The 14,301-nt window shown below is 55.5% G+C and carries 12 protein-coding genes; 5 read left to right on the top strand and 7 right to left on the bottom strand.

Features of this window, described 5'->3' with window-relative positions:
* Positions 1-27 precede the first annotated feature (27 nt).
* The 4 genes from R9X49_RS13880 (at position 28) to R9X49_RS13865 (ending at position 5,972) form a co-directional block, all read left to right on the top strand.
* The gene (locus tag R9X49_RS13880) at positions 28-570 is read left to right on the top strand and encodes a sigma-70 family RNA polymerase sigma factor (RefSeq protein ID WP_319848961.1); all 543 of its coding nucleotides are present in this window, start codon (positions 28-30) and stop codon (positions 568-570) included.
* Complete coding sequence (locus tag R9X49_RS13875; protein WP_319848958.1) at positions 567-1,544, top strand: FecR domain-containing protein; 978 nt, start codon at positions 567-569, stop codon at positions 1,542-1,544. Before R9X49_RS13880 ends, R9X49_RS13875 begins: the two co-directional genes overlap by 4 nt.
* 135 nt (positions 1,545-1,679) lie before the next feature.
* Positions 1,680-4,175 (top strand): TonB-dependent siderophore receptor, encoded by a 2,496-nt coding sequence (locus R9X49_RS13870; protein WP_319848957.1) that lies wholly within the window; start codon positions 1,680-1,682, stop codon positions 4,173-4,175.
* Between the two features lie 6 nt (positions 4,176-4,181).
* A complete protein-coding gene (locus R9X49_RS13865; protein ID WP_319848956.1) occupies positions 4,182-5,972 on the top strand; it encodes an ABC transporter ATP-binding protein/permease in 1,791 nt (596 codons plus the stop codon).
* A 42-nt stretch (positions 5,973-6,014) separates the two neighbouring features.
* Here the strand turns inward: R9X49_RS13865 and deoD are convergent, their stop codons facing one another.
* From deoD to R9X49_RS13840, 5 genes are all read right to left on the bottom strand, one after another.
* On the bottom strand, positions 6,015-6,734 hold the full coding sequence (gene deoD / locus R9X49_RS13860; RefSeq protein WP_039485937.1) for a purine-nucleoside phosphorylase: 720 nt from the start codon (positions 6,732-6,734) through the stop codon (positions 6,015-6,017).
* Between the two features lie 45 nt (positions 6,735-6,779).
* Positions 6,780-8,003 carry a phosphopentomutase gene (gene deoB / locus R9X49_RS13855; protein WP_319848955.1) on the bottom strand — a complete coding sequence of 408 codons (1,224 nt, stop codon included), beginning with the start codon at positions 8,001-8,003 and terminating at the stop codon, positions 6,780-6,782.
* Between the two features lie 89 nt (positions 8,004-8,092).
* Positions 8,093-9,421: a thymidine phosphorylase gene (gene deoA / locus R9X49_RS13850; protein WP_319848954.1), complete on the bottom strand. Its 1,329-nt coding sequence runs from the start codon at positions 9,419-9,421 to the stop codon at positions 8,093-8,095.
* Positions 9,422-9,580: 159 nt separating this feature from the next.
* Positions 9,581-10,360, bottom strand: coding sequence for a deoxyribose-phosphate aldolase (gene deoC / locus R9X49_RS13845; protein ID WP_319848953.1), 780 nt, complete (start codon positions 10,358-10,360; stop codon positions 9,581-9,583).
* Positions 10,361-11,094: 734 nt separating this feature from the next.
* The gene (locus tag R9X49_RS13840) at positions 11,095-12,573 is read right to left on the bottom strand and encodes an amidohydrolase (RefSeq protein WP_319848952.1); all 1,479 of its coding nucleotides are present in this window, start codon (positions 12,571-12,573) and stop codon (positions 11,095-11,097) included.
* A gap of 203 nt (positions 12,574-12,776) precedes the next feature.
* On the opposite strand from R9X49_RS13840, the gene R9X49_RS13835 reads away from it, so the two are divergent.
* Positions 12,777-13,076 (top strand): GIY-YIG nuclease family protein, encoded by a 300-nt coding sequence (locus R9X49_RS13835; RefSeq protein ID WP_319848951.1) that lies wholly within the window; start codon positions 12,777-12,779, stop codon positions 13,074-13,076.
* Between the two features lie 24 nt (positions 13,077-13,100).
* Here the strand turns inward: R9X49_RS13835 and R9X49_RS13830 are convergent, their stop codons facing one another.
* Together R9X49_RS13830 and ubiT are read right to left on the bottom strand one after the other, a co-directional pair.
* On the bottom strand, positions 13,101-13,643 hold the full coding sequence (locus R9X49_RS13830) for an N-acetyltransferase (protein WP_319848950.1): 543 nt from the start codon (positions 13,641-13,643) through the stop codon (positions 13,101-13,103).
* Positions 13,637-14,161, bottom strand: a complete 525-nt coding sequence (ubiT, locus tag R9X49_RS13825) for a ubiquinone anaerobic biosynthesis accessory factor UbiT (protein WP_319848949.1) — start codon at positions 14,159-14,161, stop codon at positions 13,637-13,639. The genes R9X49_RS13830 and ubiT overlap by 7 nt, the downstream gene beginning before the upstream one ends.
* Positions 14,162-14,301: the final 140 nt, after the last annotated feature.

Raw genomic sequence — 14,301 nt, 5'->3', positions numbered from 1 at the left:
CCTATCGTTCCGGTTCAGGCACCAGACATGTCATCAGCCAATATTGATACCTCAGCAGATATGCATCAGCTCTATTGCCAGCATCATGGCTGGTTGCAGGGGCTATTGCGCAAACGGCTGGGGAATCTGTGTGATGCGGCCGATCTGGCACAGGATGTATTTTTACGGCTCTTGCTGAAGCCACGTCAGTTCGACAGCCACGCGGGCGCGCGGGCTTATTTGAGCGTGATGGCACAAGGTATGTGCGTCGATCTCTGGCGCAAACGGGAAATTGAGCGCGTCTGGCTTACCTCGCTGGCCGAACAGCCGGAACCGGTTGCCCTGTCAGCGGAAGACAGCAATATCATTCTCGAAACGCTGTATCAGGTCGATGCCATGCTGCGTGCGCTGCCCGAGAAGGTGCGCGCCGCCTTCATCATGGCGCAGGTACAAGGGCTCCCCTATCGGGAGATTGCCGAGACACTGGGCGTTTCCGAACGCATGGTGAAAAAATACATGGCGCAGGCCATGCTGCACTGTGTACTGCTGGAGGCAGAGATAGACGCGGACGGTCAGGCCGCTCATTCATGAACAACCCCAGTCGGAACAAACCCAGCTTTATTGCCTTGCAGCAGGCATCGCAGTGGTACGCCCAGCTGTGCGATCGGGAACCTGCCGATGAGCACTACCGCCACTGGCAGCGCTGGATGGACGAAAGCGAAGAACATCGCCATGCCTGGGAGTTCGTGCTCACGGTCAGCCAACGCTTCCAGCCGCTACGTGGTGACGGTCAACAGCCTGCGCTGAATACGCTGTTGCACCAGCCTGCGTCGATGGCACGCCGCCGTGCGCTCAAACTCGCTGCGCTGCTCAGCACTGGCTCACTCCTTTCTTGGCTGACTTACCGCCACACGCCGCTAAAAGGCTCGCTGCTGGCGATGACAGCCGATCATCACAGCGCGGTAGGAGAAATCAAATCGCTGACGTTACCGGACAACACCCGGGTGTGGCTGAATACCGCCAGCGCGATTGATATCCGCTACAGCGACCAGCGTCGGGAAATTGCCCTGCTAGCGGGGGATATTCTGATTGATACCGCTGCCGATGCCCGCCCTTTCTTTGTCACGACCGCGCAAGGGCGTTTGCAGGCGCTGGGCACGCGCTTCAGCGTCGCGCAAGAGCCGGAGGCCACCACGCTGACCGTTTACCAACACGCGGTCGACGCCAGCGCCAAGTACGCCTCCACCGCACGTCGGGTCAACGCGGGCTATCACCTAAGTTTTAACGCCGACGGTCAGGGTGACATCGTCTCTAACCAGCAGAACGATGCCGACTGGTCACACGGCGTGCTCCAGGCGGACAACATGCCGCTGGGAGAGGTCGTGGCGCAGCTGTCTCGCTATCGCCACGGCTATCTGGCGTGCCAGCCTGCCATCGCTGATTTACGCGTGATGGGCACCTTCCCCTTAACCGATACCGACATGGCACTGAACATGCTGGCGCAGGCCTTCCCGGTTCGCATCCATCGACGTTTTCCGTGGTGGGTGACCGTGGAACCGCGCTGATATCGCCCTCTTTTTCGGATACCGTTTTTTGGGATACGGCCAAAAAATTTTCTCTTTTGAGTTCCCCTTTTTCCACTGTCGTTCGATTCACAGTAAAACCACCAATTTTTACTCTGGGTCAGAAGGCGAATTTTCATGGCATTGATTCCATTTTTCTCTACACAGCGCACCCCTTCCAAACTGGCAATAGCCGTTCATCTGCTGCTGTGCGGCGCACCGCTGCTCGCACATTCCACCGCAATCGCAGCGGAAACGACAGCCGCGGCGGCAACCAAAACCTACGCTATTCCTGCCGGGTCGCTTAACCAGCAGCTAAACCAGTTTGCCGCCCAGTCGGGCGTTTATCTGGTCGGCGATGCACAGCTGGCGACAGGAAAAACCGGGCCGTCCCTGCAAGGGAATTACAGCGTCGATGGCGGATTTTCGGCACTGCTGGCAGGAAGCGGGCTTCAGGTGGTTCCACAGCCTAACGGCGTCTGGCGCTTACAGAGAATACCGCAGGGCGATGAGATGCTGGTCGTAGCGGGCATCAACCGCAACGGCGTGACCGAAGGCACCCAGTCCTACACTACGCGCAGCATGAACACCGCGACGCAGTTGAATCTGTCGCCGCGAGAAACGCCTCAGTCGGTGAGCGTTGTCACGCGCCAGCGGATGGACGATCAGAATATGACCTCGCTGGATGAGGCCATGAAGCAAACCACCGGCATTAACGTGGTCAATCAAAACAGCTATCAGGTGAAATACGAGTCGCGTGCTTTCGTGATGGATAATATCAAGGAAGACGGCGTTAACTTCTCTAGCCAGAACAGCGTCTCCAACATGGGTGCAGTTCAGGCCTCCAGCGAATCGCCCGATCTGGCGATTTATGACCGTGTCGAAATCCTGCGCGGGGCGTCCGGTCTGTCACAAGGCAATGGCGAACCCGGCGGCACCGTTAATCTGGTGCGCAAGCAACCTACTCACAACTTTCAGGCTTCCGGCAGCGTTGGCGCTGGCAGTTGGGATAATTACCGCAGCGAACTCGATGTCTCCGGGCCGCTGAACGACGATGCCAGCCTGCGCGGCCGTCTCGTCGGTGTTTATCAGGATAAGCAGAGCTTTAAAGATTACGAGCACAGTGAAAGAAAAGTGCTGTTTGGCACGCTGGCTTACGACCTGACGCCGTCCACCACGGTGACCGGCGGTATCAACTGGCAAAAAACCCGGGGCGTGCCTGATGTGTATGGCGTTCCGTTTGCCACCGATAAAAGCAGCCTGAACCTGCCGCGTTCCACCTATCTGGGTGCCAGTTGGAACCGCATCGAATTTGAAAAAATTAACCCGTTCGTCGAACTGGAACACCACTTCGATAACGACTGGACGTTGAAAACCGCGCTGAACTATATCCATTCCCGTGCGGCCAGCAGCTATATCGGAATCATGAACGGCACCAGCGGCGTCAATCCGGCAACGGGGACGTCATCGCTCAACAATAACCTGCGCTACGACAATAAAGCCGAACAGTGGGGCTACAACCTCAGCCTGAACGGTCCGTTCGAACTGCTGGGACGCAATCATGAACTGGTGGTGGGCGGTGATTATCAGAAAGAGAACTTCGATAACAACCACATCCGCATCAACAACACCAGCAGCGTGAATATCTTCAACTGGCAGCCCAATTCGCTGGCAGAACCGGACTGGTCAAATACGAGTCTCTACAACAACCACTACAACGACCGTTTTAATCTTTATCAGCGCGGCGCGTTCGCCACAGCCAGATTTGAACTGGCGGATGACTGGAAGCTAATTCTGGGCGGCCGCTACAGCGCCTACAGCTATGACGAGTATTTCACTAACCATCTCCGCAATACCTCCTCGCTCAGCAGCCTGCATGCCAGTAATGAGTTTGTCCCTTACGGCGGCCTGCTGTGGGACTTCGCCGATCACTACACCTGGTACTTGAGCTACGCCGAGATCTACAAGCCGCAGAGCGAAAAAGACCGCAACGGCAAGCTGCTGCCCGCGGTTACCGGCACCAACTATGAAACCGGCGTGAAGGGCGAATTCTTTGATGGCGATCTGAATACCTCACTGGCGCTGTTCCGCATCATTCAGGAAAATCGGGCCATGGCCGTCGCGGATAGCTCGGTTTGCCTGATCGGCACAAGCTGCTCCCAGCCCGAAGGCAAGGTACAAAGTCAGGGTGTGGAGCTGGATGTCACGGGGAAACTGACTGAAGGCTGGCAGATTCAGGCGGGTTATACCCTGACCAACAGTAAATATCTTGAAGGCAGTGCGAGTGAAAGAGCCGCACAGTTCAGCCCGCGTACACCGAAGCATATGTTCAAGCTCTACACCTCATACAATCTGCCGGGTGAGTTGAACCAATGGACGATTGGCGCAGGTATGACGGCACAGACCGAAACGCAAACCTACCCGAACCGGGCTTATGGTCTGCATCAGGGCGGCTACACCCTGTTTAACGCCAATATCCGCTATCAGTACAGCAAAAACCTGAGCTTCAATCTGGTGGGCAATAATCTGACGGATAAAACCTACTTCTTAAACCTGAACAATCGCCATCTTAGCGGCAACAACTATTACGGCGACCCGCGTAATTTCATGCTGACCGCGAAGTGGAATTTCTAAGCGAATATGCCTGCCAGCCTCTTCTGGCAGGCTATCGCTCCCCCAATTATGCAAACGCTTAGACGCTTTTATTCACTGGTCGCGCCTTTCTGGCTGACTACACGCGCCACGCTGCTGTGGTTATTGCTATTGCTGATCATGAGCCTGACGCTCTCCGTCGTGTGGATCAGCGTGCAGTACAATAACTGGAGTCGGGATTTTTACGACGCGCTGGCCGACTATTTTCAGCACGCCTCAATCTACGATATGGTCGTGCGCTATCTGGCCTATACGCTGCTGTTCGTGCTGGTGATCATCTGCGGCAACTGGCTCAAGAAACAGCTGATTATCCGCTGGCGCGATACCATGACGCAGCAGTATGAGCAGGATTGGCTGCGCAATCACGCCCACTATCAGCTCAACTCAGGGCTGGATAACCCCGATCAGCGCATCGCGGAAGATATTCGTCTGCTGATCGAACAAAGCCTCGAGCTCCTGCTTTCGCTACTGAAAAACACCGCCCGTTTTTTCTCTTTCATCGCCATTCTCTGGCAGCTTTCCGGCGTCCACACCGTCACGCTGGGCGACTACACCATCACGATACACGGCTATCTGGTGTGGATCGCGCTGGTTTACGCCGCACTAGCCAGCGTGGTGACGCACCTGCTGGGGCACCGCCTGCACAAGCTGAACATTGAGCGTCAGCGGACAGAGGCTGACTATCGCGCCACGCTGCTACGGGTGCGGGATAACAGCGAGCAGATTGCGTTTTATCAGGGGAGCGACGCCGAACAGCAGCGGATGCGGCAACATTTCCTGCCCATCGTGCAAAACTGGCAGCGCCTAATGGCGCGAGAATTCCGGCTGGAAAGCTTCACGACCAGCTATTTCCGCTTCAGCCTGATTATTCCGGTTTTCGCTACCCTGCCGCTGTTTCTCGCTCGTCAGGTTAGCCTCGGGGCGATTATGCAGGCGCGATCCGCCTTCGGCTATGTACTGGATGCCTTTGGCTGGTTTATCGATGCGTATCGCCAGCTAGTTCAGTGGTCTTCCACGATTGAACGGCTGTGGGAATTCCAACACCGATTACAGCAACTGCCTGTGCCAGACGCCCCGCGCCATGAAGGTCATACTCTGCACATCAACGCGCTATCCGTACCGCGCCCCGATGGTTCGCCGTATTTCGCCCCGCTGACGCTCACGCTTCAGGCTGGCGAGTGGGCGACGCTTAACGCAGCCAGCGGCACGGGAAAAACCACGCTGCTGCGTGCGCTGGCGGGGCTGTGGCCGATTTCGCAAGGAGACTGGCATTTCCCTGTAGGCCGCACGCTGTTTTTGCCGCAAAAAGCCTATTTACCGCAGGATACGCTACGTCAGGTGCTGTGTTACCCGCAGGCACAGCTAGCGGATACTGCGCAGACGATCGCGGCGCTGGAACAAACCGGGCTGGCCGCGTTGATTCCTCGTCTGGACGACAAGGCAAACTGGAGCCGGGAGCTATCGGGCGGCGAACAACAGCGCCTGTCGCTCGCACGTGTGCTGCTGCTGCGCCCGACGCTGCTTTGTCTGGATGAAGCCACCAGCCAACTCGATGACGCAGCGGCGCTTCAGCTGCTAGAGCACATCAGGACTGCGCTGCCACACACGATCGTACTGGCCGTCAGCCATCAGCCTGCGGTATTGGCCTGTTTCACACATCAGATACGGTTAACGCCACTCGAAGCAGAGAAGAAAGCGCACACAGAAAATCACACAGACGAGCCTTCTGTTGCACCGCCAGCGGCAGACAGTCAGCAGGTTGCTTACGGAGAGAGGTGAAGAGAAAAACAGCCCGGAACGAACGTCCGGGCTGATGTGAACTTACTCGTTATCGCCCAGCAGAACGGATTCCAGCGCGATTTCGATCATCTCGTTGAACGTGTTTTGACGCTCTTCTGACGTAGTCTGTGCACCGGTACGAATGTGGTCAGAAACGGTACAGATGGCCAGCGCTTTTGCACCGAACTCTGCCGCGACGCCGTAGATACCGGCCGCTTCCATTTCCACACCCAGGATGCCGTATTTTTCCATCACGTCGAACATCTGCGGGTCTGGCGTGTAGAACAGATCGGCGGAGAAGATGTTACCTACACGGACAGAAACATCGCGTGCTTTGGCCGCATCAACGGCATTACGCACCATGTCGAAATCAGCAATAGCCGCATAGTCGTGATCTTTGAAACGCATACGGTTCACTTTGGAATCCGTACAGGCGCCCATACCGATCACCACGTCACGCAGCTGCACATCTTCACGTACCGCACCGCAGGAACCCACGCGAATGATCTTCTTCACGCCGAATTCGGTGATCAGTTCTTTCGCATAGATTGAGCAAGATGGGATCCCCATCCCGTGGCCCATAACCGAAATTTTACGGCCTTTGTAGGTCCCCGTGAACCCTAACATGCCACGCACGTTGTTCACTTCGCGGGCATTTTCCAGAAAGGTTTCTGCAATGTACTTAGCACGCAGCGGGTCTCCCGGCATCAGTACAACGTCCGCGAAATCACCCATTTCTGCATTAATATGTGGCGTAGCCATGCGTTTATTCCTTAATTAATCAAGTTCACGTAAAAACGGTGTGTTTTACAGTATCGATTTACCGTAGTCCATAGGCGACAGGCCAAAGTAGGCCGCAACCGTCTGCCCGATATCGGCGAAGGTTTCACGGTGGCCGTATGAGCCCGGTTTCACATTCGGGCCATAGATCAACACCGGGACGTTCTCACGGGTGTGGTCGGTGCCGTGCCAGCTTGGGTCACAGCCGTGGTCTGCCGTCAGAATCAGGATGTCATCGCCTTTCACGCGGGACAGCATTTCTGGCAGACGGCGGTCAAACAGCTCCAGCGCGGCAGCGTAGCCCGGAATATCGCGACGGTGACCGTAGGCAGAATCGAAATCAACAAAGTTGGTAAACACGATGGTGTTGTCGCCCGCGTTATCCATCTCTTTCAGCGTCGCGTCAAACAGCGCATCAATGCCGGTCGCCTTCACTTTCTTCGTGATGCCGACCTGCGCGTAGATATCCGCAATTTTACCGACGGAAACCACTTCACCGCCTTTTTCATCTACCATTTTTTTCAGAATGGTCGGCGCTGGCGGTTCAACGGCCAGATCGTGACGGTTGCCAGTACGCTCGAAGTTACCGGGTTTGTCGCCGATAAACGGACGTGCAATCACGCGCCCGATGTTGTAATTCCCTTCGGTCAGCTCTTCGCGGGCGATTTCACACAGTTCGTACAGCTTATCCAGACCGAACGTTTCTTCATGGCAGGCAATCTGGAACACGGAATCCGCAGAGGTGTAGAAAATCGGCTTGCCGGTTTTCATGTGTTCTTCAGCCAGTTGATCCAGAATCACCGTGCCGGAAGAGTGGCAGTTGCCCAGATAACCCGGCAGATTGGCACGTTCTACCAGCTTATCCAGCAATTCCTGCGGAAAGCTGTTTTCTTCATCTTTAAAATAGCCCCAGTCAAACAGCACAGGCACACCGGCAATTTCCCAGTGGCCAGACGGCGTATCTTTCCCCGAGGAGATTTCGCTGGCGTGCGCGTAAGCACCGATGATGTCGGCATTTTCATCCAGCCCTACTGGGAACGTCCCCGTTGAGGCCTCAGCGGCTTTACCCAGCCCCAGACGGCTCAGGTTCGGCAAATGCAGCTTGCCGCTGCGCCCTTTATCCGCCGTCCCCGCCGCACACGCCTGAGCGATGTGACCGAGCGTATCCGAACCGACATCGCCAAAACGCTCTGCATCCGCACTGCTGCCGATGCCAAACGAGTCAAGAACCATAATATATGCACGTTTCATTCTTTCTCTCCTGCGCAGCTATGCGCTAACGCCCTGCCTACAGGCAGGGGAATATCAATTTCAAGACGACCAATAACCCACTCTGGCGATCACGCTTCTGCGCTCACCCGACGGTAGACCATCGGGGTCTTTTCTGGCGCCGTGTCGCCCAGTTGGATCGCGGCGCGAACCTCATTTGCCGCCTGCTGCCATTGCGCTTCTGTATTGGCATGGATCACCGCCAGCGGGCGCTGCGCATCAACACGCTCACCCAGGCTGATCATGCTATCCAGACCGACGCTGTAATCGATCGTATCGGTAGCCTGACGACGTCCGCCGCCCAGCGAGACGACTGCCATGCCCAGCGCGCGCGTGTCCATCGCGGTCACGATGCCTTCACGCGTCGCGAACACCGGCTTACTTAATGTCGCCACTGGCAGGTAACGATCGTAGTGTTCGACAAAATCGCCCGGGCCACGCTGTGCGGCGACCATGCGGCCAAAGACTTCGGCAGCTTTACCGTTATCCAACACGGCCTGTAGACGTGACTGTGCGTCGTCCGCCGAGCTTGCCAGCCCGCCCGCCAGCAGCATCTCGCCACAGAGTGCCATAGTAACATCATACAGGCGCGGATTGCGGCTCTCCCCCGTCAGGAAACGCACGGCTTCCCGCACTTCCAGCGCATTACCCGCGCTAGAGGCCAGCACCTGATTCATGTCAGTCAGCAGTGCACTGGTGCGGCATCCCGCGTTGTTCGCTACGCCGACAATCGCCTGCGCCAACTGCTCGGACAGTTCATAGGTCGGCATAAACGCCCCCGACCCCACTTTGACGTCCATCACCAGCGCATCCAGCCCTTCAGCCAGTTTTTTCGCCAGAATCGACGCGGTGATCAGCGGAATTGAATCGACCGTGGCGGTAATGTCACGCGTAGCGTAAAAGCGTTTATCCGCCGGAGCCAGTGAGGAAGTCTGCCCAATAATTGCGACGCCAACCTGCTGGATGATGCGACGAAAATCGTCATCGTTAGGGAAAATATCCAACCCCGGAATCGCTTCAAGCTTATCTAGCGTGCCGCCGGTATGGCCTAAACCGCGCCCAGAGATCATCGGGACGTAGCCCCCGCAGGCAGCGACCATCGGCCCCAACATCAGCGAAGTGACATCACCCACGCCGCCGGTAGAGTGTTTGTCCACCAGCGGGCCGTTCAGGTTCAGACTTTTCCAGTCCAACACCGTGCCGGAGTCGCGCATTGCCAACGTCAGCGCCACGCGCTCGTCCATCGACATGTCATGAAAGTAAATGGTCATCGCCAGAGCCGCAATCTGGCCTTCGGAGACGGTATTGTCACGAATACCGTTGATAAAGAAGCGGATCTCTTCTTCGCTCAGAGCTTTTCCGTCACGCTTCTTACGAATAATTTCTTGAATCAGAAACAAGGTCTGTACTCCTGATGAATTCTGATGTGGCTCCGCAGCCTTTTGCTGCGGACGCATTTGCTGTTGTGAGCCAATGCAGTCATAAACAGAATGCTGTTATGAAAAAATGTTGTCACGAATAACGTTGTCACACATGAAGTCGTGCGCCTGTACGCCTGCTTAGTAGCCGCCCTGCGGCGCTGTTGCTCCGTGGCCGAGCGTGGTCAGAAGGCTTGCCAGCAGGCTGGATGCGCCAAAGCGAAAATGCGAGGCCGTCGCCCATTCAGCGCCCATGATATCGTCCGCCAGTTGCAGATAGATGGCGGCGTCTTCCGCATTGCGTACGCCACCCGCCGCTTTAAAGCCAACGCGCTCGCCTACGCCTTTATCGCGGATCGTTTTCAGCATGATCGCCGCACTCTCTGGCGTCGCGTTCACGGGGACTTTGCCGGTTGAGGTTTTAATGAAATCCGCACCCGCATCAATGGCAATCTCGCTCGCCTGACGGATCAGCGCGTCCTGTTTTAGCTCACCCGTCTCAATGATCACCTTCAGCAGCACGTTGGCATCCTGACACACCGCTTTGCATGCCTGCACCAGCTCAAAACCGATTTGAGCGTTGCCAGCTATCAGTGCGCGGTAAGGGAATACGACATCAACTTCATCAGCGCCGTAGGCGATTGCCGCCTTGGTTTCTGCAACCGCAATTGCCACATCATCATTGCCGTGCGGGAAGTTGGTGACGGTCGCAATGCGAATATCCGGCGTACCTTGCTCACGCAGGATCTTTTTCGCCAGGGGGATAAAACGTGGATAGATACAGATAGCAGCAGTTTTCCCTGCCGGGCTGTTCGCCTGACGGCAGAGCGCCGTCACTTTTTCATCCGTATCATCCTCATTCAGCGTGGTTAAATCCATCAGCGCCAGCGCACGCTGCGCGGCCGTGGTCAGCTTGGTCATACAACTCTCCAACTCGTCAGCCGGTCTAACCGGCCCTGAACATTAACTGGTGCAAAACCAGCACGTTTGGCGAGCGGACTTGGTTCCTTGAAGATAGCGCTCAGGAGAAACAACCTGTAGCGGCACCGAGATCCTTCTCACCGCAATCAGCCTTCCTCTACAATTCATCCTGTGATGATTCCAACACCGAAAGAACGATACCGAAAGAAACTATTTATTCATTAAATAAAGACGACTCATCAGACATTTGAACACGCCATGCCGGACTATTTTGTGCATTCATTCACACTTGATGTAAGAGAAATGCAATAGATAGTGATTATATGTGATTTTTATCACACATACTTCCCTGAATAAGGCCAAGACGGGGAATAGCACTGACAGTCTTGTCGACCAGCTCCGCCCTTCATAAGGAATGAATAAAGAGGCGGCTGCACGCGGTCACAGATCGCCCGATGCTTCTGGTTGAAGCCATATATATACCCTAAATAATTCAAGTTTCAGGACAAAACGTTAACGTTTTGAACAATGCAAAGCGTTGGCCCTTTAGGGCGAGGCCCATTTATGCGCCTCGTAACGCGGCAAGCGAAGGAGTCCCGATGAGCTTACTTGAGTAAGTGATTCGGGTGACTGAACGCAGCCAACGCACATGCAACTTGAAGTATGACGGGTATGGAGTAAGCATAGCGGCTTCTCCCTAAACACAGAGAGAAACCGCGAGCAAAGGGGGAAAATTATTTCCCTGTGGAAGGTTTGCGGTAATCCAACGCAGGCGCTCGATCGCCTAGTAGCGGCTTATAGTGGAAGTTCTCGCCACGGCTCTTATCAAACTCGTCTTTCGCCTGTTGAATTAATGCGGGATCGCTCAGCAGCTTGGCCCCTGTAACAGCCAGCGTTTTAGCCGCTACGTCCATGCCTTTATAGCCAATCGCCATGCCGCCGGATGCCACCGCCTGCCAGCTGTGTGCAGGTACGCCGGGGACCCAGGTCGCCGTTCCCAACCCGACCGTCGGCACCACCCAACTGACATCACCCACATCGGTCGACGCATAGCCCGTTTCACCAAAATGATACGGCGCGATCTGACCGGCACTGGAAAGCGGCGGCAATTTGGCTTGATCTAACGTTTTCTGCAACGCGGTAGCAAAATCCGTATCCGCCTTATCCCATTGTGGCCCCCCAACGCTTCTAAGGCTGTCATCCATCACTTTTCCCAACACGTTGTTCGGCAACAGGCTGTACACGCCGCCGAGAATTTCAAACTCATAACGCGTTTCGGTTCCCAACGCGGCACCTTCCGCCGCTTTGCGAATGCGATCGGTCACGCTGGCGACCACGGCCGGATCGGGATGACGCACGTAGTAATAGACTTCGGCGAAATCCGGCACCACGTTCGGCGCTTTGCCGCCATCGGTAATCACATAGTGAATACGCGTTTCCTGCGGCACATGTTCCCGCATCGCATTCACCATAAAATTCAGCGCCTCCACGCCGTCCAGCGCCGAGCGCCCTTTCTCTGGCGCCATCGCGGCATGCGCGGAGCGACCATAGAAACGGAACTTACCGTTCACGTTCGCCAGCGAATAATCTTGCGAGGCAGAATTCTCATCACCGGGATGCCAATGCAGCATCACATCCACATCCTTAAACAGCCCCGCTCGCGTCATATACACTTTACCGGAACCACCTTCTTCAGCCGGCGTGCCGTAAACTCGGATTTGCCCCGGTTTTCCCGTCGCCTCCAGCCACTGTTTCAGCGCAATTGCCGCACCCACCGATCCCGCGCCAAACAGGTGATGCCCGCAGGCATGTCCAGCCTCAATACCCGCAACCGGAGAGCGTTCCGGCGTCGCGGCCTGAGAGAAACCCGGCAGCGCATCCATCTCGGCCAGAATACCAATAACCGGCCCGCCGGATTTCCCCGCCGTCGCCACAAACGCGGTTGGGATGCCTGCGACGCCCGCTTCAACGCTGAACCCGGAAGCTTTTAGCTCATCCTGTAGTAGTTGGGACGTGTTGGTTTCCAAATAACCCAGTTCGGGCTTTGACCATATCTGCTGAGCAACAGTCGTCATCTGGCCCGAATAATTCGCGACGGCGTTCACAATCGTTTCCCGATCTTTCTCAGCCAGTTCAGCGGCATAACCCAGTGAAAGGAAGCAAGAAGAGAACGCCACGGCCAGAGCGGGGGGTATATATCGTTTCAGTGTCATACGTTTTTCCCTATCCGTAAAAGAAGTGCATCGTGGTGAAGAACGGCTATTAATGCGATGCAGTGCTAGTTATTTGAAATGCTGACTGTTTGAAGTACTAATGGTTTGAAATACGATTGGTGTGAAATACGATGAGTAGGACGTGCTATTTATGTTTAGCTGGGACAAATCACTTTTTCAAACAATAATCCATAGACAAGACCATGACTGAACACATCGAACATCCCCAGTGGTATCTGTACATACTGCGCACAGTCACCGGAGCGCTGTACACGGGTATTACGACGGATGTCAGCCGCCGCCTGAATCAACATCAAACGGGAAAAGGGGCGAAAGCGCTGCGGGGGAAAGGGGAACTGACGCTAGTGTTTCACTGTCTGGCGGGCGATCGCTCAAACGCACTCAAACTGGAATATCGCATTAAGCAGTTGAGTAAAAGCCAAAAAGAAAGGCTGGTACAAGACCAGCCTCAGGCACTATGTATTTCAGACACGATGTATTGATTCGCTATCGGTTAGCGAATCACGTTAGAGAAAACGGTTAAACGGTTCGGCGTATTCCACCAGACCGGTCGCCTGTTCAAATCCGCTTTCGCCTTCAGATGAATTTTCACCAGCAACCTGATTGTCCGCCAGCGGGTAGACCTGAAACGTCGATTCACTGTCCGGCCAGCGGCAATGCAACTGGTGCTCGGTAGCCGGAACGAAACCAAAGCGGGAATAGTAAGCAGGCTCACCCAGCACAACGACGGCGGTATAGCTAAATTCATTCAGCGCATCCAGGCCTTCGTAGACCAGTTTTTCCCCCACGCCCTGCCGGCGCAGATTTTCCTCTACCGCCAACGGCGCCAGCGCCACCCACTGCCGATCCTCACCTTCGATCAGCACCGGGCTGAATGCCGCGTAGCCCACCACGCCGCCTTCATCGTCGGTCGCTACGACGCCGAGCGTCAATAAGCCGTCTTCACGCAGTTGATGCACCAGATCGGCTTCTGCACCCGTAGGAAAAGCGCGGCGCAATAAGCTGTCGATCCCGGCGGCATCAACGGGAATTTCCACCCGAACTAGCATGATACTGGCGCGTGATTCGCTGGTTGCACTGCGCCCTCCTGTAAGCCGGCTTCCACAAAGTTTGCCAGTTGCAGCAGGCCAATGCGCAGCGGCGCAGGCATGGCTTCAAGCTCAATGGCATCCATCAGGTTCTTCACATACAAACCTAACTCGGTATCGCCCTCAATACGCAGACGACGCTGGAAAAAGAGCGTATCGGGATCTTCTTTACGCGCGGCGATCAAAATCAGATCGTTCGCATCCGCGCTGAAGCTGACATCCGGCGTCTCGTCATGGCTCACCACCAGACGGCCATCGCGCAGCGTCATAAACCATTGCAGGCCAACATCACGCACCTCAATTTTCAGCCAGCGGCTTTCGAGAAATGCCAGATCGCCCTCTTCCAGCGCCTGACGGAACTGCCAGCCCAACATCTGTTCCAAAACCTGACGCTGTAGCGCAAAGGGGGTGAACTTGAGTGGCTTACCTAATAAGCTCGGCCCCTGACGCACAATCTGCGCTCGTAGTTTTTCCAACACTGGCGTACTCCTCTTAAAGCAATCTGACTGTTCAGATAATCTGCAAGCATTTTGCCACATCCACCGCACGCGGCAGAGGTCTATGTCAATAATTTAGTCGGTTATCCGATTATGCCCAACAGATTTTGTTCTGGCGCGAC

The organism is Pectobacterium carotovorum, assembly GCF_033898505.1.
Classification (GTDB): domain Bacteria; phylum Pseudomonadota; class Gammaproteobacteria; order Enterobacterales; family Enterobacteriaceae; genus Pectobacterium; species Pectobacterium carotovorum_J.
This window is presented reverse-complemented; position numbering and strand designations above follow the sequence as displayed.

What these genes read in the sequence shown, in the direction of transcription:
- deoC (WP_319848953.1), bottom strand. Translation starts at nt 10,360, where the DNA reads ATGACCAAGCTGACCACGGCCGCGCAGCGTGCGCTGGCGCTGATGGAT.
- R9X49_RS13880 (WP_319848961.1), top strand. Translation starts at nt 28, where the DNA reads ATGTCATCAGCCAATATTGATACCTCAGCAGATATGCATCAGCTCTAT.
- R9X49_RS13870 (WP_319848957.1), top strand. Translation starts at nt 1,680, where the DNA reads ATGGCATTGATTCCATTTTTCTCTACACAGCGCACCCCTTCCAAACTG.
- R9X49_RS13835 (WP_319848951.1), top strand. Translation starts at nt 12,777, where the DNA reads ATGACTGAACACATCGAACATCCCCAGTGGTATCTGTACATACTGCGC.
- R9X49_RS13865 (WP_319848956.1), top strand. Translation starts at nt 4,182, where the DNA reads ATGCCTGCCAGCCTCTTCTGGCAGGCTATCGCTCCCCCAATTATGCAA.
- deoB (WP_319848955.1), bottom strand. Translation starts at nt 8,003, where the DNA reads ATGAAACGTGCATATATTATGGTTCTTGACTCGTTTGGCATCGGCAGC.
- R9X49_RS13830 (WP_319848950.1), bottom strand. Translation starts at nt 13,643, where the DNA reads ATGCTAGTTCGGGTGGAAATTCCCGTTGATGCCGCCGGGATCGACAGC.
- R9X49_RS13840 (WP_319848952.1), bottom strand. Translation starts at nt 12,573, where the DNA reads ATGACACTGAAACGATATATACCCCCCGCTCTGGCCGTGGCGTTCTCT.
- R9X49_RS13875 (WP_319848958.1), top strand. Translation starts at nt 567, where the DNA reads ATGAACAACCCCAGTCGGAACAAACCCAGCTTTATTGCCTTGCAGCAG.
- deoD (WP_039485937.1), bottom strand. Translation starts at nt 6,734, where the DNA reads ATGGCTACGCCACATATTAATGCAGAAATGGGTGATTTCGCGGACGTT.